At 57.0% G+C, this 23837-nt stretch carries 22 protein-coding genes and 2 pseudogenes; all 24 read left to right on the top strand.

Annotated features, from left to right (window positions below; all coding sequences use genetic code 11):
• The coding region (locus AC27IT_RS24125) for a hypothetical protein (protein ID WP_487092135.1) at positions 1-240 on the top strand (240 nt) is incomplete at its 5' end.
• Between the two features lie 25 nt (positions 241-265).
• On the top strand, positions 266-1450 hold the full coding sequence (locus tag AC27IT_RS24130) for an ROK family transcriptional regulator (protein WP_005828564.1): 1185 nt from the start codon (positions 266-268) through the stop codon (positions 1448-1450).
• Between the two features lie 23 nt (positions 1451-1473).
• Complete coding sequence (locus AC27IT_RS24135; RefSeq protein WP_007785871.1) at positions 1474-2604, top strand: extracellular solute-binding protein; 1131 nt, start codon at positions 1474-1476, stop codon at positions 2602-2604.
• A 94-nt stretch (positions 2605-2698) separates the two neighbouring features.
• On the top strand, positions 2699-3775 hold the full coding sequence (locus AC27IT_RS24140; RefSeq protein WP_005828562.1) for an ABC transporter ATP-binding protein: 1077 nt from the start codon (positions 2699-2701) through the stop codon (positions 3773-3775).
• Positions 3776-3789: 14 nt separating this feature from the next.
• Positions 3790-5517 (top strand): ABC transporter permease, encoded by a 1728-nt coding sequence (locus AC27IT_RS24145; RefSeq protein ID WP_005828560.1) that lies wholly within the window; start codon positions 3790-3792, stop codon positions 5515-5517.
• A 270-nt stretch (positions 5518-5787) separates the two neighbouring features.
• Positions 5788-7450, top strand: a pseudogene (locus AC27IT_RS24150) (PIG-L family deacetylase).
• Positions 7451-7584: 134 nt separating this feature from the next.
• Positions 7585-10116: an NEW3 domain-containing protein gene (locus AC27IT_RS24155; RefSeq protein ID WP_025844563.1), complete on the top strand. Its 2532-nt coding sequence runs from the start codon at positions 7585-7587 to the stop codon at positions 10114-10116.
• Positions 10117-10312: 196 nt separating this feature from the next.
• A complete protein-coding gene (gene argH / locus AC27IT_RS24160) occupies positions 10313-11821 on the top strand; it encodes an argininosuccinate lyase (protein ID WP_005828556.1) in 1509 nt (502 codons plus the stop codon).
• Positions 11821-12831, top strand: coding sequence for an N-acetylglucosamine kinase (locus AC27IT_RS24165; RefSeq protein WP_025844559.1), 1011 nt, complete (start codon positions 11821-11823; stop codon positions 12829-12831). Before argH ends, AC27IT_RS24165 begins: the two co-directional genes overlap by 1 nt.
• Positions 12832-12841: 10 nt before the next feature.
• Positions 12842-13579 carry a PIG-L deacetylase family protein gene (locus AC27IT_RS24170; RefSeq protein ID WP_005828552.1) on the top strand — a complete coding sequence of 246 codons (738 nt, stop codon included), beginning with the start codon at positions 12842-12844 and terminating at the stop codon, positions 13577-13579.
• A gap of 291 nt (positions 13580-13870) precedes the next feature.
• On the top strand, positions 13871-14173 hold the full coding sequence (locus tag AC27IT_RS24175) for a GntR family transcriptional regulator (RefSeq protein ID WP_283858134.1): 303 nt from the start codon (positions 13871-13873) through the stop codon (positions 14171-14173).
• Positions 14170-14424 carry a hypothetical protein gene (locus tag AC27IT_RS24180; protein WP_005828547.1) on the top strand — a complete coding sequence of 85 codons (255 nt, stop codon included), beginning with the start codon at positions 14170-14172 and terminating at the stop codon, positions 14422-14424. The genes AC27IT_RS24175 and AC27IT_RS24180 overlap by 4 nt, the downstream gene beginning before the upstream one ends.
• Before the next feature lie 196 nt (positions 14425-14620).
• A complete protein-coding gene (locus tag AC27IT_RS24185; RefSeq protein WP_005828545.1) occupies positions 14621-15178 on the top strand; it encodes a nitroreductase family protein in 558 nt (185 codons plus the stop codon).
• Between the two features lie 79 nt (positions 15179-15257).
• Positions 15258-16205 carry a hypothetical protein gene (locus AC27IT_RS24190; protein ID WP_340673877.1) on the top strand — a complete coding sequence of 316 codons (948 nt, stop codon included), beginning with the start codon at positions 15258-15260 and terminating at the stop codon, positions 16203-16205.
• 401 nt (positions 16206-16606) lie between these two features.
• Positions 16607-17509 carry a sugar nucleotide-binding protein gene (locus tag AC27IT_RS24195; RefSeq protein WP_005828541.1) on the top strand — a complete coding sequence of 301 codons (903 nt, stop codon included), beginning with the start codon at positions 16607-16609 and terminating at the stop codon, positions 17507-17509.
• A gap of 222 nt (positions 17510-17731) precedes the next feature.
• Positions 17732-18442 carry an aspartate/glutamate racemase family protein gene (locus tag AC27IT_RS24200; RefSeq protein WP_487092136.1) on the top strand — a complete coding sequence of 237 codons (711 nt, stop codon included), beginning with the start codon at positions 17732-17734 and terminating at the stop codon, positions 18440-18442.
• Positions 18439-18762, top strand: coding sequence for an antibiotic biosynthesis monooxygenase family protein (locus AC27IT_RS24205; RefSeq protein WP_025844549.1), 324 nt, complete (start codon positions 18439-18441; stop codon positions 18760-18762). The genes AC27IT_RS24200 and AC27IT_RS24205 overlap by 4 nt, the downstream gene beginning before the upstream one ends.
• Before the next feature lie 366 nt (positions 18763-19128).
• Positions 19129-20028 (top strand): TOBE domain-containing protein, encoded by a 900-nt coding sequence (locus AC27IT_RS24210; RefSeq protein ID WP_487092137.1) that lies wholly within the window; start codon positions 19129-19131, stop codon positions 20026-20028.
• Complete coding sequence (locus AC27IT_RS24215; protein WP_025844545.1) at positions 20025-20390, top strand: hypothetical protein; 366 nt, start codon at positions 20025-20027, stop codon at positions 20388-20390. Before AC27IT_RS24210 ends, AC27IT_RS24215 begins: the two co-directional genes overlap by 4 nt.
• 47 nt (positions 20391-20437) lie before the next feature.
• Positions 20438-20575: pseudogene (locus AC27IT_RS24220) on the top strand (2-aminoethylphosphonate--pyruvate transaminase); the annotation flags it as partial.
• Positions 20576-20834: 259 nt separating this feature from the next.
• Positions 20835-21626, top strand: a complete 792-nt coding sequence (locus AC27IT_RS24225; protein WP_025844541.1) for a DeoR/GlpR family DNA-binding transcription regulator — start codon at positions 20835-20837, stop codon at positions 21624-21626.
• Between the two features lie 242 nt (positions 21627-21868).
• Complete coding sequence (locus AC27IT_RS24230; protein WP_487092139.1) at positions 21869-22879, top strand: ABC transporter substrate-binding protein; 1011 nt, start codon at positions 21869-21871, stop codon at positions 22877-22879.
• A gap of 208 nt (positions 22880-23087) precedes the next feature.
• Complete coding sequence (locus AC27IT_RS24235) at positions 23088-23384, top strand: hypothetical protein (protein ID WP_005831508.1); 297 nt, start codon at positions 23088-23090, stop codon at positions 23382-23384.
• An 11-nt stretch (positions 23385-23395) separates the two neighbouring features.
• Positions 23396-23764: an ABC transporter substrate-binding protein gene (locus tag AC27IT_RS24240; RefSeq protein ID WP_327945339.1), complete on the top strand. Its 369-nt coding sequence runs from the start codon at positions 23396-23398 to the stop codon at positions 23762-23764.
• The last annotated feature ends 73 nt before the right edge of the window (positions 23765-23837 follow it).

Below are 23837 nucleotides of genomic sequence, written 5' to 3' on the forward strand. Positions count from 1 at the left end.
ATAGACGAAAATTCTGCAGGTCTGCCCATTTTTCCAAAGCCATCACATCACGACATTGAAACCAACCACAGGCCATATAAATCTGTTGTCTTTTTCTCGAAAATGGAATTATGCAAAGTGCTCAAAAGTAAAAGTAATAAGCAAACATCCAGAAAATATCTGAAAGACAAGCCCAAATTGTTTGACTATTCTGAAGGGCGTAGGTATAATTTGCTTATCTTTGTTAGTAAACTTAACTAACTGCTGTGGTGGTGATTGTATAGGCGTGCGAGCTCCGAGAAAAACAGGCAACAGTAAACTCGTCAAGAAACTGAACAAGGAAGAAGTTTTGCAGCAGGTCATTCAGCACGGTCAGATTTCCCGCGCCGATATTGCCAAGCAGACCATGCTCAGCCGCCCGTGTGTCTCTGCCCTGGTCGATGAAATGATCCAGGAAGGACTGCTGCAGGAAGTGGGCATGGGCGATTCCAAAGGCGGCCGCAAGCCGATTTTGCTGGAGTACAACTACCAGGCTTACGCCATTGCCGGAGCGATCTTCGAAGGCTCGACGCTGGACATGGCGATTGCGGACATGAAGGGGGAGTTTCTCGCCCGGCATCGCAAGCGGCTGGCGCAGCCGGCGAATGGCGAGACCGTCATTGAGGATTTGGCAGCGGGTCTGGAGCGGCTGCTCGCCGAGAGCGGAATCCCGCGAGAGCGACTGCTCGGGATGGGTGTCGGCTTGCAGGGGGTTACACAGCGGGGAAGCGGTACGGTCAGCTTTTCGCCGAGCACCGGATGGATGGGGTCGCCGATTTTGCAAACCATCGAGGCGCGTCTGGGCGTGCCTGTCATTATCGACAACGATGTCAACATGATGACGCTGGGCGAATACGTTCGCGGGGCAGGCGTCGGCCACTCCAACGTCGTCTACATGTACGTCGGTACAGGCATCGGTGCGGGCATCATTTTGGATGGACAGTTTTACCGGGGGAGCCGGGAAGCGGCAGGCGAGATCGGCTTCATGATAATCGGCCCGGTACATAACCGCCCGAATGGCGCGTCAGGGGTGTTCGAGACGCATTATTCCATACCGGGTATTTGGCAGCAGGGCCAGGCTAAGGGATTTCTCTCTGACCTTCAGGAAGGGTCGAGTGTCATAGAAGAGCTCATTTTCCACGCCAAACAAAACAGCGAAGCCAGGCAGCTTCTTCTGGATGTGTACCGGCATTGGGCGTACGGGATGGCGAATATCATCAGCATCTTGAACCCGGAAATTTTGATCCTGAGCGGAGAGATGGTCCACGTCGATGATGAAGGGGTGAAGCAGATTCACGAGTGGCTGACCGAGTGGGTGCCGGAAGTGCCTTGCCTCGAAAAAGCCAGTCTGGGGGAGAGAGCAGGTCTGATTGGCGCCGTCCACAGTGTCTTGGAAGCGTTTCCGTTCACACGACTGCTTGACAAAGAGTGAGAAAACAAAAGGGGGAGTCAGTTTTGAAAAAGGTCAATCACAAGCTGAAAACTTGGATGAAAGGTGTATTCGTCAGCTCCTTGGCGCTGACGGTGGCCGCGTGCTCAGGTGGAGGACAGGAAGCAAAGCCTGCCGACAACGGCGCAGGCGGCCAAGCGGGCACACAGCCAGCGGCCGAAACGCCGGCTCCATCCGGCGAGCCGCAAAAGCTGGTCATTTACACCGGACGGGATAAAAACATTTTCGAAATCGTGTTGCCGAAGTTCAAGGAAAAGTACCCGAACATCGAAGTGGAGACGCTGGAGATGGGCGCGCAGCAAATTTTGGAGCGCGTTCGCGCCGAAAAAGCCAATCCGCAAGCAGACTTCTGGTGGGGCGGCACGCAATCCGCTCTGAGCACGGCCGCTGACGAAGGATTGCTTGCGCCGTACAAGCCGACGTTTGCCGACAAGATTCCGGACTTGTACAAAGACCCGCAAGATCGCTGGTACGGCGAGATGCTGCTGCCAGAGGTCATCATGTACAACTCGCAGGCGCTCAAGCCAGAGGAAGCGCCCCAAGATTGGGATGAGCTGCTCGATCCGAAGTTCAAGGACAAAATCGTCATCCGCAACGTCCTACCGTCCGGCACGATGCGCACGATCTACTCCGCGATGATCTACCGCCAAGGCCCAGACACGCCGGAAAAAGGCTACGACTGGCTGCTGAAGCTGGACGCCAACACAAAAGAGTACACGCAAGACCCGACAAACCTCTACCTGAAGCTTGACCGTCAAGAGGGCGTCATCTCCTTGTGGAACTTGCAAGACGTCCTGATTCAGAGCAAAAAGAACAACCATCCGTACGACTTCATCTATCCGAAGAGCGGAGCACCGATTCTCGTAGACGGAATCGCGCTTGTCAAAGGCGCGAAAAACCTGGATGCAGCGAAAAACTTTATGGAATTTTTGATGAGTCCTGAGATTGCTTCCCAGTTGGCGAAGGAGCGCTTCCAGTTCCCTGCCCGCACTGATATCAGCAAGGACGATCTGCCAGACTTCATGAAAAACCTGGAGCTGAAGCCGCTGGAGCTCGATTGGGGCGTCATGGCCGCCAAAGAGAAAGAGTGGATGCAGCACTGGGACGAAAACATCAAGGGCAAAGGCAAGAAGTAAGCGGCAGTCGGCTAGACGGGAAGGAGCGTTCCTTTCCGTCTAGCTGCTTATGCCAAGCAAGAATGATTTGCCACGAAGGAGGAAACAAAACCTGATGAGCAGCGTAACACTCGATCACGTCCACAAAAGGTTTGGCAATGCAAAAGGAGTAGAAGACGTCCACATTCACATCGAGTCAGGTGAATTTTTTACGTTCCTCGGTCCGAGTGGTTGCGGCAAAACGACGACCTTGCGGATGATTGCCGGCTTTTACTACCCGACAGAAGGACAAATTCGCTTCGGGTCCCAGGAGGTTACGTCCGTTCCTCCGCACAAGCGCAACACAGGCATGGTTTTTCAAAACTATGCGCTGTTCCCGCACATGACCGTGTTCGAAAATATCGCGTTCGGCTTGCAGGTGAGATCCGTCAGCAAGACAGAGACAAAAGAGCGCGTAGAGCGAATCATGAAGCTCGTTCGACTGGAGGGCTATGGCGAGCGGCGTATCGACCAGCTTTCCGGCGGACAGCAGCAACGGGTGGCACTGGCGCGGGCGCTGGTCATCGAGCCGCAGATTCTGCTGTTGGATGAGCCGCTGTCCAATCTGGATGCCAAGCTGAGGGAAGAGACGCGCTTTGAGATCAAACGGCTTCAGTTGGAGCTGGGAATTACGACGATCTACGTCACGCACGACCAGGCCGAAGCGATGTCGATGTCCGACCGGATCATGGTCATGCAAGGCGGGGAAGTGCAGCAGGTCGGCACTCCGCACGAGATCTACCACCGCCCTGTGAACCGCTTTGTCGCCTCGTTTATCGGGGAGACGAATCTGTGGGAAGGAACCGTGGTCGGCCTCGACCAGGAGGAAGTGCACGTGCGAATTTCCTCGGGCCAAGTGCTCAGCGGGCTTGTAAAAAATGCTTCGCCGCGCGCCAAGCTGGCTGTCGGGGAGCAGGTCACGCTATCCATCCGCCCCGAATCGGTTCAGGAGAGCAGCGAGCGGGAAGGGACGAACATCGTCGCAGGCACTGTCGTCCTGTCTGAGTTTACCGGGGCGTGTGTCAATTACGTCACGGCAGTCGGGCAGGAGCAGTTGCGCAGCATGTCCATCAACCTGGGACGCCCCATCAAGCAGCGCGGCGATACCATCGGACTGCACATACCGAAGGAGAGCATCTACTTCGCGGGATAAGGGGGAAAAAGCTTTTGAGAGCACAATTGCAGCAAGCGCCGGCATCGGTCAGACGAAAGTCGATCACCGCTTCACCCGCCTTCGTCTATGTGCTGGTCTCGCCACTCTTTTTGATTTTGCTGGCTTATGTCATCTATCCGTTGTTTGAAACGTTCGTCGCCAGCATCCATGTCGACGAGCAGATTACGTGGAAAAACTACACGCGCTTCTTCAGCCTGGAGCATACCGCCAATCTGGAGGCGCTGTGGACGAGTGTGTACATCTCCGTGCTCAGCGTCATCACTTGCGGAATCGTCGGCGTGACGATGGCGTTTTTGCTGGAGCGCTACGAGTTTCCAGGGCGAAAAATTCTTTCGGTGCTGGCGCTCGTCCCGATGGCTTTGCCTCCGTTGATCGGCGTTCTGTCTTTTACTTTTTTGTACGGCGAGAGCGGCATCTTCCCGCGCGCGATCAAGGAGCTGTTCGGGCTGGCCCAGGTGCCGTTTTCGCTCAAAGGCATCTGGGGCGTCGTCGTCGTTCATACGTTCACGATGTACACGTACTTTTTCATGACCGCGACCGCCGCGATCAAAGGGCTTGACCCGTCTTTGGAGGAAGCGGCCGCGAGTCTGGGCGCCAACCGCTTTACCGTATGGCGCCGCATCATTTTGCCGATGCTCACGCCGGCGATGGTTGCCTCTTCGCTACTCGTGTTCATGATTTCCATGGCTTCGTACACCGCACCGCTCATCTTCGGCATCGACCGGACGATGACGATGCAAATCTATTTGTCCCGCACCAATGGCGACCTCGACATGGCTGCGGCGCAGTCGACGATTTTGTCGATCGTCTCGATCGCGTTTCTGTTAATCATGCGCTGGTATCAGGGCGCGCGCAACTATCAAAACTTGAGCAAAGGCGTCAGCGTGCACCGGACGGAAATCAAGAGCAAAGCCGGGCGTTACGCCACGATTGTGCTGTCCTTCATCGGCACGGTCATTTTGATGCTGCCGATTCTCGTGCTGGTGCTCATCTCCTTTTCGGTGGATGGAACCTGGACGGTGCAAATATTGCCTCCGCAGTACACGCTGGAGCATTACGTAGACTTGTTTACCGACAGCAAGACGTGGCGTCCGATTGTCAACAGCTTGCAGTTGTCGGCGATTGCGTCGATCGGGATTGTCCTGTTCGGCGTGGCGGCGGCTTACGCCATGGTGCGCCTGAAGTTCCGCGGAAAGACGCTGCTGGATGTGCTGATTATGCTGCCGTGGGCTTTGCCGGGCACAGTTGTCGCGGTGAACCTGATCGCGGCGTTCAGCGAGCCGACCGTGTTCAGCTTTGGGCAAGTTTTGATCGGAACATTCTGGATTATTCCGCTCGCTTATTTTGTCCGCCACCTGCCGCTCGTCTTCCGGTCCACCTCGGCGACCTTGATGCAGATGGACCCGTCCGTCGAGGAAGCGGCGCGCAACCTGGGCGCATCGTGGTGGTACAGCTTCAGGCGGGTCGTGTTTCCGATGGCGTTGGGCGGAATCCTCGCCGGAACGCTGCTGGCGTTCGTGCAGTGTATCGGGGAATTTGTCGCCTCGATCCTGATCTTTACCCCGCGGACGACGCCGCTATCCGTCGCCATTTTCCAGCGCATGTACAGCTTCGAATTCGGCACTGCCTGCGCCTATGGCGTTTTGCAAATCGTCGTCATCATCCTCGTGCTGTTCATCTCTAGCAAGCTGACCAAAGACAAGGCCGGTACAGCGATCTAGCGAAAAGCGCTGTGCGCAAACGGCTTTTGTGGCAAGTCTCGTGGCATCACACGCTACCTGGCGAAAAAGGAGGCGCTTCACGTGGAGTGCAGCGAATCGACGGACAAAAAAGGAGCGGCGGTGCAGCCGACGAAGCTGCCCATCCCGGCATCGGCCCGGACCATGCAGGGAGAGCACGGACTTTTGGATTTGTGGAAAGCGATCAAGCCGCTTGCGACGATCGCCAGCGCAATGAATACGGGCGCGCATCCCGACGACGAGCATAGCGCCATGCTCGCCTACTTGGCGCTTGGGCGAGGCGTCTATCCCGCAAGCGTAATTGCGACCCGAGGGGAAGGCGGCCAAAACGAAATCGGCTGCGAGCAAGGAGTAGCGCTCGGCATCATTCGCACGCGGGAGCTGGAAGAGGCGTCCGCGCTCGGCAACGTCACGCTCGGCATATTGAGCGAGGAGCTGGACGATCCGATCCATGACTTCGGCTTTTCCAAATGCGCCGAGGAAACGTTTCGCAAATGGGGCGAAGACGTCGTCTACGAGCGGCTGGTCCGCAAAATCAGGGAGCTGCGCCCGGATGTCGTCATCGCCTGCTTTGAAAATGAACCGACCACCCACGGGCATCACCGGGCGATCACCTTGTTGACCCAGCGGGCGTTTCACGGAGCGGCTGACCCTGAGACGTTTCCTGCGCATATCGAGGCGGGCATCCTGCCCTGGCAGATGAAAAAGCTGTACGTGCCTGTCATGGACAACGAAGATTACCAGGTGGCCGTGCCAGTCGGGGAGTACGACCAAAACTACGGCTCCTCGTACGTCCAGCTCGGGGAGCGGGCCAGATTCCTGCACAAGTCGCAAGGGATGGGCGTCCACTACGATGAAGGCCCGACCTACAATTACCGTGCTCCCGCCTATTCCTTGACGCTGACTCCTTCAGCCGTCGTGCGCAACACGCTGCATACGGAGCAGCCTATTCCGGTAAAAGTAACATTGAAGCAGTATCGGCCAGGTAGCACGACGGCAAAAGTCTCGCTTGTCGTACCGGAAGGCTGGACGGCAGAACCGGAGTGTATCGACGTGCCGTTTGCTTTTCGCGGCGAAACGAGGACGATTGCGTTTACGGTGCAGACGGGACCACAGGTCGAAAACGGCAAGTACGAAGTTTTCGCGCAAGTAACCCGGCCGGACGGCGCGGCAGAGAGTGCCCGGGACGTCCAGGTGATCGAGTATCCGCATGTCGGCCGGACGTATTTTATCCGCCCGACGAAGCTTACCGTCCAGGCTTTCGACTTGGCGATCCCCGAAAATCGGCGGATTGGCTACGTCGCAAGCGGCTTTGACAGCATGGACAAATATTTGCGCGCAGTCGGCGTGCATTGTCTCAACCTCGACGCAGACGAGATCCAGTCGGGCGATTTGTCCCGCTACGACACGATTGTGCTCGGCATTCGCGCTTACGGCTTCCGCAGGGAGCTGATCGAGAACAATCATCGTCTCTTGCAATATGTAGAAAACGGCGGCAATCTCGTCGTGCAGTACCACAAGCCCGAGGACAAGTGGAAGCCCAGCCTCGCGCCGTACCCGATCTTCATCGGCGAATCGCTGATCGACTGGCGGGTCACCAATGAACAGTCAGACGTCCGCATGCTCGCGCCCGAACACCCGCTGTTTTTGCGAGCCGAATCGGATCACCCAGGCAGACTGGGACGGCTGGGTGCAGGAGCGCTCGATTTACAATCCTTCGCGCTGGGGCAGCGAATACACGGAGCTGATCGCCACCAGCGATCCGGGCGAGCCGGAGTTTCGCGGCATTTTTTTGACCGCCCGCTATGGTAAAGGCATCTACACCTACAGCTCTCTCGCCTGGTTCCGCGAGATTCTGCAGCTTGTGCCAGGGGCGTTCCGCCTGTTCGTCAACATGATTAGCCAGAAGCAGTAAGCCCAAAAGGCCATTCGTCTGAACAGCTCCAATCTATCGTGGGTCGATCCATGGCAGCAGCAACGAAGCACTCGCGTACAGACCGCCATGATTGATATAGACATCAATCGTAAAAGGGAATGGAGGAGAGTTCATTGAGGAAGGGGAAACTTGCCAAGCTTTACACGATTGCGGCCGCGGCCGCGCTTGCCACCAGTCTGGTCATCCCGCTGGCGCCGCAGACTGCGCACGCCGATCGGGGAGTCGTCGACCTGTGGAAAGCGATCAAGCCGCTCACCACGATTGCCAGCGCGATGAATACCGGAGCCCATCCGGACGACGAGCACAGTGCCATGCTCGCCTATTTGTCGCTTGGCAAAGGGGTAGACACATCCAGTGTCATCGCCAACCGTGGTGAAGGAGGACAAAACGAGATTGGCAGCGAGCTGGGCAACGCGCTGGGGATCATTCGTACCCGCGAATTGCAGGAAGCTTCCAAAATCACGAACATCCATCTGGAGAACCTCAGCGAGAAGATTGACGACCCCATTTTCGACTTCGGCTTTTCCAAAAGCCCTGACGAAACGTTGGAAAAGTGGGGCGAGGATGTCGCTTACGAAAGGCTGATCCGCAAAATCCGCACCCTGAGACCCGATGTCGTGATTCCCGCATTTTTGAACGAACCTTCGACTCACGGCCATCATCGCGCGATTAACGTCATTACCGTTCGGGCATTCAAGGATGCCGCAGATCCAAACGTTTTCCCCGAGCAGTTGAAAGAAGGTCTGTTCCCGTGGCAGGTGAAAAAGCTGTATGTGCCCGCCCAGGAAAAAGACTACTCCGTGAGTGTCCCTGTCGGAGCCTACGACGAGATTTACGGCGCTTCCTACGTACAACTGGGCGAAGAGTCCCGCTTCATGCACAAGAGCCAGGGCATGGGCCGCCACTATGACGAAGGGCCGAGCTTCAGCTACTACAAGCTGGATCAGTCCATCGTCGAGACGAAGGCCAAGGAAGCCGACTTTTTCGCAGGCATCGCCTACACCTTCGACGATTTGGCCAAAGAAACGGCCAGTCAGTCCGGCGGCGAAAAAGTCGCCAATGAATTGAAAAAGCTGCAAAAAGACGCAGAAGAAGTCATTGCCGCCTACCCGAGCTTTGCCGCGGTAGCCAAGGAAGCGCACGAAATGCTCGCTGACGTGCAAAAAGCGCTGCGCGATGTCGAGTCGTCCTCGCTTCCCGCCGCTGCCAAAACGGATTTGCTCCACCGTCTGGGCGTAAAGCAGGCGCAACTGAACAAGGCGAGTGCAGAAGCGCTCTCGCTCGTGACAAAAGTGAAGCCGGAGACGAATGAGCTGGTCGCAGGCCAAACGACAAAAGTCACAGTGAGCGCGTACAACGGCGGCCAGGCCAAGGTGAACAACGTGAAGTTGGCGCTGAACGTACCGAAAGGCTGGCAGGCGAGGGCGCTTTCCGCCACCAGCTTCCCGTCGCTCGGCTACAACCAGACGGTGAAAACGACCTATGAAGTAACGGTGCCTGGCCATGCGGAGTTGTTCCAGCCGTACGCAGCTCCGGCCATCACGGCGGATGTCAGCTACAGCTTTGCAGGCTCGACAGCAAACAGCCATGTGCTGCCAGCCGATGCGGTCGCGGTGCTCCCGGCATTCGCCATGACGCTCGATCCGAACGCAACCGTGCTGAACACGCTGAAGCCGCAAGATCCGATTCCGGTGAAAGTGACAGTGAAAAACTACAATCCGGGTGCGGCCCAGACGAGCATTTCGCTGGAAGCGCCGGAAGGGTGGAGCGTTGAGCCGAAAGCGGCGCCGCTCGCCTTTGACGCCAAAGGAGAAACGAAGTCGGTAGCCTTTACAATCAAAGCGTCCGCTTCCGTCAAGCCGGCTCCTTACACGATTACGGCGGTGGCAGCAGGCGGCGGAAAAGAAAGCCGTCACGGGGCGCAAGTCATCCGTTACCCGCACATCGGCACGACGTATTTCGTACAGCCAGCGACACTCAACGTTCAGGCGTTTGACCTGAAAGTTCCAGCGGGACTCAAGGTCGGGTATGTTTCCAGCGGCTTTGACAACATCGATCAGTATTTGTCCCAGTTGGGCGTCGATGTGACGAACCTGACGGCCAAAGACATCGAATCCGGCGACCTCGGCCAGTACGACACGATTGTGCTGGGCATCCGCGCCTACGGCTTCCGGCCAGAGCTGATTCCGAGCAACGCCCGTTTGCTGAAATACGTGGAAAACGGCGGCAACCTCGTCGTGCAATACCACAAGCCGGAAGACAAGTGGAAGCCGGAGCTGGCGCCGTATCCGATCAAGATCGGCACGCCGCTGATCCAGTGGCGCGTCACGGACGAAAATTCGCCGGTGACGATGCTCGCACCGGATCACGCCTTGTTCAACACGCCGAATAAAATAACCGAAGAAGACTGGAACAACTGGATTCAGGACCGCTCGGCCTACAACCCGTCCGAGTGGGGCAAGGAATACACCGAGCTGATCGCAAACGGCGATCCGGGAGAAAAAGAGTTTACGGGCACATTCCTCACCGCCAAGTACGGAAAAGGAACGTACACGTACAGCTCGCTGGTCTGGTACCGCGAAATTCCTTCGCTCGTGCCGGGAGCGATCCGCATGTTCGTCAACATGGTCAGCTTGCAGCAGTAGCTGCGCGCCGCTTTGCCAAAATGATAGCGCTTTGCCTGGGAAGAGCGAGACGACCGGGAGCGGTCGTCTCCTAGGCCCGAGGTGAAAAATGGGCTCTGCCGAGGGCGAGAGGCACACGAAATCAAGCAGAGAGACACGAATCCGTCGCAGAAAAATGAGTAGCTGAACAATCGGCAGGGAAGGAGATGCGAGTAGGATGGATTACAGAGAACGCATATTTTTGCAGGAGGGAGCCAGTTTCCCCGGGAAGACGTACGTAGAGGCGGTTTTGGAGCCGGCATTCAACGAGGCCAAACACCACCTGTTGCAGCCGATGATGGCGATCAACAAGGCGCATCTAATCATGCTGCGCGAGACGGAATTGATTACAGACGACGAGGCCAAGCAGATTGCCCGCGCGCTCTGCGGGATTGAGCCGGAAGAGTTGCGTCGCTCGGCCTATACCGGGCAGTTTGAAGATTTGTTCTTTCAGGTAGAGAGCCGTTTGCTGGAGCTGGCCCCTGATGTGGCTGGCAACCTGCACCTGGCCCGCAGCCGCAATGACATGGGGATCACGATCTACCGCATGGTGCTGCGCGAAAAATTGCTGGTGACGATCGCTTCTGCCCTCTATCTGAAAGAGCATTTGCTCCTCTTTGCGCAAGAACACGCCGAGACGGTCATGATCGGTTATACGCATACCCAGCAGGCGCAGCCAACGACCATGGCGCATTACATCATGGCGGCGACAGACCTGCTTGGCCGCGATATCAAGCGGCTGATCCAGGCGTATCAGACAGTCAACCGTTCCCCGATGGGGGCCGCCGCCCTGACGACCTCCGGCTTTGCCATCAGCCGCGAGCGGATGCGCGAACTGCTCGGCTTTGACGAACTGGTGGAAAATTCGTATGACGCCGTCTGCGGCGCGGATTACTTGGGCGAGGTGGCGACGGCGGTACAACTGGCTGCGATCAACCTGGGGCGCACAGTCCAGGATATGCTGCTCTGGTGCACGCAGGAGTTTGGCGCGCTGAAAGTCGCAAGCCCGTACGTGCAGATCAGCTCGATCATGCCGCAAAAACGCAATCCGGTTTCGTTTGAACATATGCGCTCGCTGTTGTCCAGCAGCGCCGGAAATGCAACGACTGTGTTGACGATGATGCACAACACGCCGTTTGGCGACATCGTCGACACCGAAGACGACATGCAGCCGTACGCCTGGAAAAGCATGGCCGTGCTGGAGCAGATGTACCGCCTGATGGCGTGCGTCGTCGGGACGATGGAAGTCAACAAGGACGTTTTGCTGGAACGAGCCAAAGGCAGCTTCGCAACCGTGACGGAGCTTGCGGATACACTGGTGCGCACAGATCGCCTCTCGTTCCGCAAGGCGCATCACATCGTGAGCCGCGTGGTCAAGGAAGCGACCAGCGCCAACCTTTTGGCCAACCAGATCAGCCTTGCGCTGGTCAACCGTGCGGCGGTGGACGTGATTGGACGAGAGCTGTCGATTACGGCAGAAGAGCTGCGACTGGCACTCGATCCGGTGCACTTTGTCATGATCCGCAAGCTGCCGGGCGGCCCGAATCCGGAAGAAATCAAGCGGCAAATCGCTGAGCGCAGAGCCGTTCTCCAGCAGGAAAACGCATGGCTTGTCGCGAAAAAACAAGCCTGCACAGATGTAATGAACAGGCTCGACCAGATGACAGCCGAATGGAGTGTGGGGTAATGGCAGTGGTGCGAATACCTCTTCTGGCAGTGGACGGAGGGGGCACCAAATGCTTGGCGGTGCTCGCGGACCGAGCGGCAAGAGAAGTCGGCCAAGGCCGTTCTGGCTCTTGCAATTATCAAGGAATCGGAGAAGAAGCGGCTGCTCGCGAGCTGGTCGCAGCGATTCGCCAGGCGATGGAGGATGCGGCAGGGCGCGGCACCTTGCCCCCGTTTGTCTCGGGACAGGGCGCAGGCGAGCTGGAATGGGAAGTGGACTGCGCCGTTTTCGGGATCGCAGGTCTGGACACGGAGCACGATCGGCGGGTGATCTCGCAAATGGTGAGTAAAGTGCTCGATCAGCTCGGCATTCGCGTCCACCAACTCATCGTGGAAAACGACGGGTTTGCCGCCTTGCTCGGCGCAACTGGCGGCAAGCCGGGCATCCTCGTCATCGCCGGGACAGGTTCCATCGCCTTTGGCGTCAACGAGGCGCAGGAAACGGCACGCGCCGGAGGCTGGGGCCATCGGGTCGGCGACGAGGGAAGCGGCTACTGGATCGGCAAGCAGGCGATCATGGCTGTGCTGCGGGCAGCAGACGGCCGCGGCGAGCCGACGCTTTTGAAGGAGCTGCTACTCCCGCACGTAGGGCTTGCGCGCGTCGACGAGCTGTTCAATTGGACCTACAGCGAGCACTATTCCGTAGAAAAAGTAGGCGAGCTGTCTCCTTTGGTCAGCCAGGCGGCGCTCGCGGGAGATCAGGTGGCAGCGCACATTTTGCAGGTGGCGGGCGAAGAGTTGTTTGCTGCGGCTCGCGCTGTCATTGAGGCGCTGGACATGAAGACGAAGCCGTTTCAGATGATTATGCAGGGCGGCGTCCTGCAAAACGACGATCGCGTCCGCAAAATCGTCGTGGAGCACGTCCAGCGCTACGCTGCCCAGGTCGTCATCGAAAACGCGCAAAACGACCCGATCTACGGTGTCATAGCAAAAGGATTGGCGTATTTGGAGCGTCAATCCGGCAGCAAGTGAGGTGCCTGAAATGAAAAAAGTGATGGTCGTTTTTCCCCACCCGGATGACGAATCGTTCGCCTGCGGGGGAACACTGGCCAAATGCAAGGCAAAAGGCCAGGAGACGCGCCTATTGTGCATTACGTCCGGCTGCAAGGGGCGCTCCGGACCGTTTGCGATTGAATGCAGGGAAAAGCTGGCCCGTCACCGGGAGCAGGAGCTGGCAAAGGCGGCGGAAGTGCTCGGCATCAAGCGCCTTGATTTGCTCCGCTATGCAGACGGCTCCCTGCAACATGCCGATCTGCACGAGCTGACCGCCAAAATTCGCGACGCAATCGTGGAGTGGAAGCCTAACGTCGTCATCACGTTTCCGCCAGACGGCGTGACAGGCCACCCCGATCACATTGTCACCTGCAAAGCGACGACGCTGGCTGTCGCGCAGGCAGAGGAGCAGCTTGCTTGCGGGGAATATCCGGATTTGTACTACGTCTCGATCCCGCATTACTACGACCATTGCCCGGATCGCGGCCCCGAGCCTGCTGTTCCCATCACCGGCAAAGTAGACATCACCGACTACCGGACGCAAAAAGGGGAAGCGCTGCGCGCCCACCAAAGCCAGGTCTATTCCGTCAACCGCGCCTATCCGGGCGTCATCGACGGCGATTTTTCGGTCATCGGCTGCTACGAGTATTACACGCTCGTCCGCTCGGCGGGCCAGCGAATCGAGCCAGTCCGGGGGACGAATGGCATTCCGGTAATGGAACTGTAGAGCGGCTTTGCCCGCTCGTCCCGCAATCCGCAAGAACATGTCTGTTTATCCAGCGGCTGTTTTCCGTCATTGGGCGGAAGCAGCCGCTTTTTTCAACCGTACATGTGACGGCGAATCTAGCTCAGCCATTTGATAGACTGCTTTCATCGGGCATATAATGAGGAGAGAAAAGGTTATTTTGCTTGAGCGCCTGATGAAGAGAAGAGGTGGCTTCTTATCGCGAATCCGACAAAAGGGCAAAAAGACAAAAAAGTTCTGAGATATATCAAGGCGTACAGGGAAATTTTGAACATGATCGAAAACGGCCTTTATCCTGAAAACAGCAAACTTCCGTCCGAATCAGAATTGTCCCACATGCGTGGCATCAGCCGGATGACTTTGCGGCAGGCGCTTTTGCTGCTTCAGGAAGACAGGTATATCGTCATGCGTCTCGGCTCCGGCAGCTATGTCAGCAAGGTGCCCAGCGAAAAACGTGCAGGACTGGAAAAAAAGACAAACCCGGTCTATACAAGCTCGCAGTATGGCAGCAACGGGCTTGAAAGCAGGGAACTTGCATGCAAAGGGCTTGACCCAAGAAAGGAGCGGCAGCGATGAATTTTTTCCTCACTCTCTTTTCCAAATACAAATGCCTGATCTATACGGCGTTTGGCCACGAGCAATATTTGCAAATCGTGCACAAGCTGTCTGCCCACGGAGTGCGGTTTCGGACCCGTTCGCACTCATACGGAAGCAATTATTTCGGTGACAGTGCGGGCATGCTTCCCCGCGACAATCGGACGCAGTACGATATTTACGTCAAAAAAGAAGACGTGGCCAAGGCTCATCAGGCGATTCATGCAAGGTGAGGCGTCCGTTCTGATGGCTCCCCAGCCGCGCTCGCTAGACGAGTTCGAAGCTAAGGCCGAGCGGGCAATCCATGCAAGGTGAGGCTCCCAGGTCTTCCGGCGCAACTCGCTCCGCTCTCTATACGAATCGGCGAGCCATTATATATAATGAAATGGGAAATTTGTGCAAGCGAAAGAGAGCGAGGAGGAAACAGACGTGTCCGTAGTAGAAGCACTCAAAGAGAGAAGAGCCGTCCGCAACTATATTCCAAAAGAAGTCGAGACTGAAAAAATCAAGGCCTTGCTGGATTGCGCCGTATTGGCGCCGAATGACCGCTTGCGTCAGCCGTGGCATTTTTACGTCATCCGCGGAGAGGCGAAGCAACGGTTTGAGGCGATCGCCAAGGAGTTTTTGCTGGAGCGCTTTCCAACCAAGCCGAATCTCGTTCAGGATTCTTTGGCCGTTTTGGAAAAAACGCCGCTCGTTATCGTCGTGACAGCCGATGTGATTCCGGGCGACGAAGCTTCGTCGGAAGACAACGAGTACGCGGTGTGCTGCGCGATTCATTCCATGTGGCTCGCTGCCCGGGAGCTCGGGCTGGGCATGGTGTGGCGCACGCGAGGCGTAGGACTGGTGCGTGACGAGCGTCTGATGCAATTCCTCGGCTCGCCAGAAAACAAAAAGGTCGTAGGCACGCTGTTCATCGGCTATCCGGAAGCGGATGCGCCTGTGACAAGCCGCGTCGCTGCGGAAGACAAGACGACCTGGCTGTAAAAGATGTAAAATACACCGGAAAACATGCGGCAACAGAAACGATCCATGCATAAGGCCACAGGCAGCTACAGGCTTCCTTTTGCTTGCGACAGGCACTGTGCTCGCCTGGGCATTCGGCCTGCAAGATCCGGCCGCGATTGCTGCTTCCATGCAGTCGTTTGGCTTCAATCCGCCGACGGTGCACATTGACAGCCTGATTCAAGGGATTCCGCACGCGCTGCCGTACTTGGCTTCTGCTGTGCCGCTCGGGCTGGCCAACTATATTTTTGACCTGGAAAACATCGAGAGTGCGCATGCCGCAGGGGACGAGTACAAGACGAGACAGGTCATGCTCGCCAACGGCATTTCCTCGATCATCGGCTGCTTCTGCGGCAACCCGTACCCGGTCACGGTCTACGTCGGACATGCCGGCTGGAAGTCGCTCGGCGCAGGAATCGGCTACACGGTCGCGACAGGCTTGTCGATGTTCCTTATTTCCCTGTTCGGGATCGGCGCCTTTTTGCTTGCGGTCATCCCGGTAGCGGCGATCGTGCCGATTCTCGTCTACATCGGAATCGTCACGGCGAATCAGGTCGTGCGCGAGACGCCGAAGCTGGAAGTTCCGGTCATTTTCACTTGCATGTTCCCGTGGATCGCAAACTGGGCGCTGACCTTGACCAACAACGTGCTGTCTGCCGCCGGAACGACAGGCGCACAGGTCGGGGCTGCCGTCATGGCGAACAAAGGCGTGTACTACAACGGCCTGGTTCACCTCGGCAACGGCGCGCCGATCAGCAGCATGGTCTGGGGTTGCATCGCGATTTTTGCGATTACGGACAAGCCGTTGCGCGGCGCTGTCGCTGGTGCTGCGGGGGCGATTTTGTCCGTGTTCGGCATCATCCACTCCCCGACTGTCGGCTTCGCGCTGGAGCCGTCCATGCAGTTCGTCTACTCGTACCTGATGGTCGCCGCTATTTTCGTCGGCAAGTACATGATGGACAAAAACGCGCCGCACGCCCAACTGCAACAAACAGACGCAAAAGCTTGACCGTCCGGTCCGAAAAGCGAAGAAAGCCATGATCTGAAACAACTAGATCATGGCTTTCTTTTTTGCAGTGGATCAGTCGTCGCGGCCGCCGCGAACCGTTACAATCAGTCGGTCGCCGGGACGAAGCGTGAGCCGGAAAGTCCGCCTGCGGCGTTGTCTGGCGTTGTGCCGTCTTTTGCTGCTCATTGGAAATCCCCCCTTGCTCTTTCGTTACCATACTTTATGCGAGCGACAGCGGGGTGCTTGGACAAGTGGCGTAGGGAGCTTGACCATTTTTGCGGACGAGGGGGTGATTTGGCGTGTGCTATGGTACGCAACGCGGCTGGCTTTTTTTGTTCACGCGGCCAGCAAAAGTATAGTAGACTTGGCTCATACTGGAAAAGGAAGAGAGGGGCGCTGGCATGAACAAGCACCGCGTCTTGCTGCTGGGGGCAAGCGGTTATTTGGGGGCGCAGATTTGGCAGGAGCTGCGGCGGATTGGCACGTACGAGATCGTCGGGACGTACTGTTCCTCGCCAGCTTCAGATGCTGGCCTGGTGCAGATGGATGTGACCGATTCCGCGGCGTTTGCGGCATTGCTCGATGAGTTTGCGCCGGATGTCGCCATCTGGGCGCTGATGAGTACCGCCGATGAGCAGGCCATGATCGCAGCAGGCATGGAGACCTTGCTCGGCCGTTTGCCGGCAAAGAGCAGGCTGATTTACCTATCCACAGACGGCGTTTTCGGGCAAGGGACAGGCTCTTTTGCGGAGGACGATCAGCCTGTGCTGTTGGACGAGCGAAATCCGCTGGCAGGCTATTCGCATGCAAAATGGTTCGGAGAGACGCTCATCCGCGAGCGGCACGATCAGCACGTCATCGCCCGCATTGGGCCGATCTACGGCTGCAATTCCCGTGGCAGGTGGGACAAAAGAATCGCGGCGATTCGCCAGGAGCTGGAGGCTGGCCGTGAAGTCGTGCGCACGGGCAATTTGTACAAGACGTTTCTCCACGTGCAGGACGCGGGCCGAGCGATTGCGGAATTGGCGGGCAACCCGTACGTCGGGACATTGCATCTCGGCCCTGCGCAAAAAGAAAGCTATTATTCGTTTGCGCGTAAAATGGCTGCCGCGCTGGGGCTTGATGCCGCTGCCGTAAAAGAAGATCGCCTGGACGATACAGAAGCAAGGGCAAAAGGCATTCCGCTGGACACTTCGCTGGATACGAGCAGGGCGCGGGAGATTTTGCACACGCGTTTTCGGCAGGTGGGCGCAGAAGGGACGGCGAGCGGGATGCCGCTGCGGGGAGAAGGGGCTGTTCGTTGAACCTCGGTTTTCTTATGGGCAGTCGTCCGGAAAAATAACTCGCTACGGAATTTCCTCAAAATGAACGCCGCCAAACCGATGCTCGCTATTCGTCAATTCCTTTTGCAACATAACCAGATGATAGCAGTAGTCGGTTTTGCTCGAGCGCAACCAATCGGTATGCGTAGCTGTTTCCGTAATTCGCGAAACCAGTATAAACCAAGCCCACAAGGAGGTAGCGCTATGAAAACTATCGGACTGATCGGCGGCATGAGTTGGGAGTCGTCGCTCGTTTACTACCGTCTGCTGAACGAAACGGTCAAGGAAAAGCTGGGCGGGCTGCACTCCGCCAAAACGATCCTCTACTCCGTCGATTTTGCCGAGATCGAGGAAATGCAGCGCGAAGGACGCTGGGCAGAAGCGGGCGAGCGCATGGCGCAGGCGGCGCAGAGTCTGGAGGCGGCGGGGGCTGAGCTGATCGTTTTGTGCACGAATACGATGCACAAGCTGGCTCCTGCCATCGAGGCGGCGACACCGCTGCCGTTTCTCCATATCGCGGACGCGACCGCCGAGGCGATCAGACAGCAAGGGCTTCAAAGGGTCGCCCTGCTCGCTACCCGCTTTACGATGGAAGAAGATTTTTACACCGGACGTTTGCGCGACAAGTACGGGCTGCAGGTGCTTTTGCCAAACGAACAGGAGCGAGGCATCGTGCACGAGATCATTTATCGCGAGCTGTGTGTCGGGGTCATTCGCGAGGAATCGAGGCAGGCGTACACCGCCATCATCAACCGGCTGATCGGGCAGGGCGCGGAGGCGGTCATTCTCGGCTGTACGGAGATCGGCCTGTTGATTGGGGCAGACGATTGTGCTGTTCCCGTGTTTGATACGACGCACATTCACGCGCGGGCGGCGGTCGAAGCGGCTTTGCAGAGAGGGGGGGAGCGCGCATGAGCCTGTTTGCGCAGACGCCAAAGCCGCCGTACTACGCGGTCATTTTTTCCTCGCAGCGAACGGAGGGAGATCGCGGCTACGGCGAAATGGCAGGGCGGATGGTGGAGCTGGCCGCCGGGCAGCCCGGTTTTTTGGGCGTGGAAAGCGTGCGGGATGAATCGGGCTTCGGCATCACCGTCTCGTACTGGTCGTCGCTGGACGCGATCCGCGACTGGAAGCGGCACGAGGAACATCGCGTGGCGCAGGAAAAAGGCAGGCAGATGTGGTACGGCCACTACATCACCCGCATTTGCAAGGTCGAGCGCGACTACACGCTGTAGGCGCGCGCCAAAAGCGAAAAACGAAAAACGAGAGGCCTCGTTCATCTTCGGTTCAGAGAGGAACGGGGCTTTTATCGTTGAAACTGGCTGCACATTCCCATCCATACGCTGTACAAGCGGCTGAAAAAATCGAGCAGCCGCTGCATCTGTCGTTCGACTGGCCGGAAGACGTGCTGAAAATCGAGTTGGCGTGCCATTTGCGCGAGACGTTCGCCAGCCAGACGGAAACAGGAAAATGTTTGCGCAACGAAATCAAACTAAATGCACTCAAAAACAACTCTTTTACGCTGGATTCACAATCGGTTAACAATTCGCCCGTAAGATGGGACGTAGGTCAGGAAATGAACATTCCACACGCATTATCCTTTGCTCGCGTCCTTTTTGTCGATCGCTTTTTTGGTTGGCTGCGGACAAGCCCCACAGTCCCAAGCAAACACACAGGGAGCGACAGGGAGCCAGGCGAGCGGGCAAAAATCGGCTGCGGGAGCGATTACGGTGTACACAGCGCTGGAGGACGACCAGATCAAAACGTATTTGGAATCGTTTAAAGCGAAGTATCCCGATGTACAGGTCAATATCGTGCGCGACTCGACCGGAATCATTACGGCGAAGCTGCTGGCGGAAAAAGACAACCCGCAGGCAGACGTGGTCTGGGGGACAGCGGTGACAAGCCTGCTCGTGCTGGAACAGCAAGGCATGCTGGAAGGCTACTCGCCAAAAGGAATCGAGCGCGTCTCCCCTGCGTTCAAAGATACGAAGGAGCCTGCGAGCTGGGTGATGGTGACGCACGATCAGGAGGAAGCGCTGACCATGGCCGACAAGATCGTCGTCATGAACCACGGCGAGGTCGTGCAGGTGGGCGCGCCGGAAGAGGTGTACAACAAGCCTGCCAACCCGTTTGTCGCCGATTTTATTGGCGCGATCAACTTTTTTCATCCGAGCCGCTTTGCCTGGCAGCAGACGGACAGCGAGAGACTGCTGGCGATCCGCCCTGAGCATGTGCGGCTGCTCCCGCACGAATCCGCGTGCGCCCTCCCGGCGGTCATCTCCGAGCTGGAATTTCGCGGCTCTTTCTACCGGCTGTTTCTGGAATGCCAGGAGGCGGGACAGGCGGACAGCGAGCTGCTGACGCTCGATCTGCTTGCGACCGAGGCGCGCAAGCTGGGACTTTCCCGCGGCCAAAACGTATGGCTAAAGTTCCCGCCGGAAAACTTGCTGGCGTTTGAACAGGAACACGCCGCACCTGGACAGGGGGGAGCGGGATGAACGGAATCGCGCTGTTGCCAAAAGGCAAAGCGGTGCAAAAGTGGCTGATTGCGCTCGTCGTGCTCGGGCTGTCTGTCAGCGTGCTGCTGCCGCTCGCCCAGTTGTTCGCCAAGGCGTTTTACGACAAAACGGGCCAGTTCGTCGGCCTGGACAACTTTTTCGCGTACTTTTCGACCCCGGCTCTGGCCCAGTCGCTGCACAACACGCTGTATATATCCGCGCTGACGACGCAAGCACGGCTTGCCAACGCTGCCGCCAGACTGAAAGCAGCCGGAGCGCACTACGTAATCGAAGAAATCGGCCGTCTGGACGAGGTGCTGGACAAAATCGAACGGCGCCAGGCTGCCGGGGAGCATCCGTAGCTTCAGTGGCGAAGCTGCCACGAACAGACTAGAAGGGATGAGATGGCATGACGCAAACAACGACAACTGACAACCCGTATTTGCTGCTTACGCCTGGACCGCTGTCCACCTCGCGGACTGTACGCGAGGCGATGCTGCGCGACTGGTGCACGTGGGACCGCGACTACAGAGCGGTTGCTGGCAGCCGTGGAAGCAAACCGATTTTGGCTGTAACCCATTTTTTTGACCCAAAAACCAACGAAAACAACATAATGCCAACAGGAGAACCCTTGATTGTCGCGGCAAACACCACTACAATTCAAGAGAGGGGAAAAAACGGAATAAAATGGTTGCTCCCTTTGGCAAGAACAGCGGTGCAGACTGCTGGATTCCAGACAGGCTTGCTGAGGACGCGGATGTTAGCGGCTGCGCTGGCCTAAAGTACAGTATAGGGGGACAAGACGGGTGTCGTTGTTCGGGGAAGAGCGTAAGCAGATCATATTGCAGTTGGTCAATTCAAATGGCAAGGTAAGGACAAATGAGCTGGTAGAGCGGCTCCAAGTATCTTCAGAGTCGATTCGCCGCTACCTGGAAGAGCTGGAAGCGGAGAAAAAGCTCAAGCGCGTCTACGGCGGAGCGATCAAACTGAACGTCGATCGCACAGAACCGTCCCACTTCAGCCGCGAAGTCATGCGGGCAGAAGAAAAGCGGCGGATCGGACGGGCGGCAGCCGAGCTGGTGCACGACAGCGATACAATCGTCATCGACGAAGGCACAACCCCCCTGCAGATGATCGGCTTTCTCGTCAACAAAAAGGATTTGACGATCCTCACCAGCTCGATCACCGCGCTCAACCTGCTCATCGAGTACCAAAACAACGGCCTGCTCAGCGCAGAGGTCTACTTTTTGGGCGGCAGGGTGAACGCCAAACATTACCGCGTTGGCGGTCCGTTTGCCGAGAAGATGATGAAGTCGTTTTACGTCGACAAAGCGTTTCTTTCCATGGATGGCGTGCTGCTGCACAAGGGCCTGACCTGCTATGACCCGGAGCGGGCTGAGCTGGCCAAGCATTTTATCGAAAATGCCAATGAGAGCATCGTGCTGGCCGACCATTCCAAAGTCGGGATCAGCACTTTGTGCAAAGTGGCGGACCTCAAGGAAATTGACATGGTCATTAGCGATGCGGCCGCCCCGGAGGAATGGAACGAAGAGTTGCAGGCGAAGGGTGTCACTTGGCTGGTGGCAAAAGAGCTGTAGGCGGGCACCAGCGAAAAAACGAATGAAACACGAACAGGCCGGATTGCTCCGTGGGGGAATCCGGCTTTTTGCGTTTTGTCCAAAAAGAGGCGCGAAAGCCGGGGCGCTGTCGCGAGTTTGGACAAAAAATAGTGGAGAACGTGCATTGTTTGTCCTCATGGAAGCACATAAGATGATGAAAAAGCTTGTGAGAATGATAATCATCATAAGCTCATCAGCAGCAAAAGAAGAGAGGGTAAAACATGGGGAGAAATCGTCGGAAAATCGTATTCGCGTGGCTGGCAGTTTTGCTGATCGCAATGGCAGGACTCGCCGCGTGCGGGGAAAAAGCGCCGGAACAGCAGGCTGCAGGCACAGGCACAGACAGCGGGCAGCAGCCAGCCGAGCAACAGCCAGCGGCCAGCAAGGAAGCATCGGCAGAAACGAGAGTCGTCCAAGATGCGTACGGTGACGTCACGATTCCGGCTCATCCGCAGCGAGTGGCGGCCATTTATCAGGAAGACTTTTTGCTGGCCCTGGGCGTGACGCCGATCGTCCAATGGTACCACCCGGCATGGGGCAAACAAGATTACCTTGGCCTGGATGTGCCGCCGTTTGACATTACAGGCAGCATGGAGGCGCTGATTGCCGCCAACCCTCACCTGATTATCGTCGACGGAGGCGCGGATAAAGAGAAATACGAGCAGTACAGCAAGGTAGCGCCTACCTATAAACTGCCGGACGAGCTGCGCAACGACACGATTGGCCGCCTGAAAAAGATCGCCGACCTGTTGGGCATCCCGGAAAAAGCCGACGAGGCTGTGAAAAAGTACGAGCAAAAAATGGCTGACACCCGGGCGAAGCTGGTAAAGGCAATCGGCAAGGAAACGGTTGCCGTCATTCGCCTGAACGTGGGGGACAAGCCGACGCTGGCCCTGTTTGGCGAAGGCAACGTGTACACGGGCGTCCTCTACAAAGAGCTGGGGCTGCAGCCTTATGAAGCTGCGAAAAACCAGGATACACACGTGGTGCTGAGCGAGGAAGCGATTCCGTCGATCAATGCCGAGCACATCATCATTTTCCCGTCCAACGGCGGCTGGGATTCCCCGGAAAACAAAGAGGCGCTGAAAATTCTCCAGGACCCGCTCTGGCAATCCGTCCCGGCGGTGAAAAAAGGGCATGTGTACCAGATGAACCGGACGCACTGGCAATCTGGCGCGATCATTGCCAATATGATGAAAGCAGACGATCTTATCAACACGTTCGTCAAGTAAAGCCAGCCGTCGTCTAGGCGAGCTGGGAGCCAGGCAGAAAGAGGGTGGCCCGGGGCAGATGAAACTGCGTCCCGGGCCGCCTTCTTCGCTTTTTTCCATTTTCCACAAGCGGCATTCGCCGTAGCCGAACCTGCTCTTTTGCTTGGCAAATCCAGTTTGTCCCCGTATAATATATAATGATAATCATTCTCATGTGATGGGTGAGGATATGCACACTAACGGGACGAAGAAACAACTGTACCCATCAGCGATTTGCGTGCTGACGGGCATGGAACGAGGGGTTCTTGCATCGCATTCTTGCCAGGACAGCACGGAATCGAATGATTTTACCATGATCGTGACCACGGATGGACTAGGCGTCCTGCAAGTCGACCAATCCCGCTTTCGCCTTGGAAAAGAAAGCTGCTGGATCGCCGCGCCGGGCCAGCGTGTGCAAATTTGCGCCGCTGAGCGGGAACTCGAATACTATCGTTTGCCGCCCAAAACAAGCTGTCCCGCAGTCTGAAAGGACAGACGGTGGCGTTTTTGCGCATTTTGCCAAACAAGACCATCGTGGAGAAGACGTACACGGCTCCCGTGATGTTTGAGGATTTGCGCATGCAGCCGCACCCGCTGGTCAAAGCGCTTTCAATCGCCGAAGCAAGGGCAGGGGTGTCGCGGGAGTGGCTCGCCTCGCTTGACGCCGACCACATTTTTTACTCGTTCGACAAGTGGCACGAAGCGGACGAAGGCGCGGAAAAGCGGCTGATCGACCAACCTGTCTGGCAGTCTCTGCGAGCCGTACGCAACAACTGTGCGTACGAGGTCGATTTCATCACCTGGATGAATCACGGAATCATTGCCAACGGGAAAAAAATTGACGAGATTCTCAGCGTGTTGGCCTAGAGAGTTGGGAAATGTTTCAATCGTACAAAAAAGACCTCTCTTTTGTCCATTGACACCTTTTTCGTCAATCGCC

Source organism: Brevibacillus sp. YAE8, from assembly GCF_057543335.1.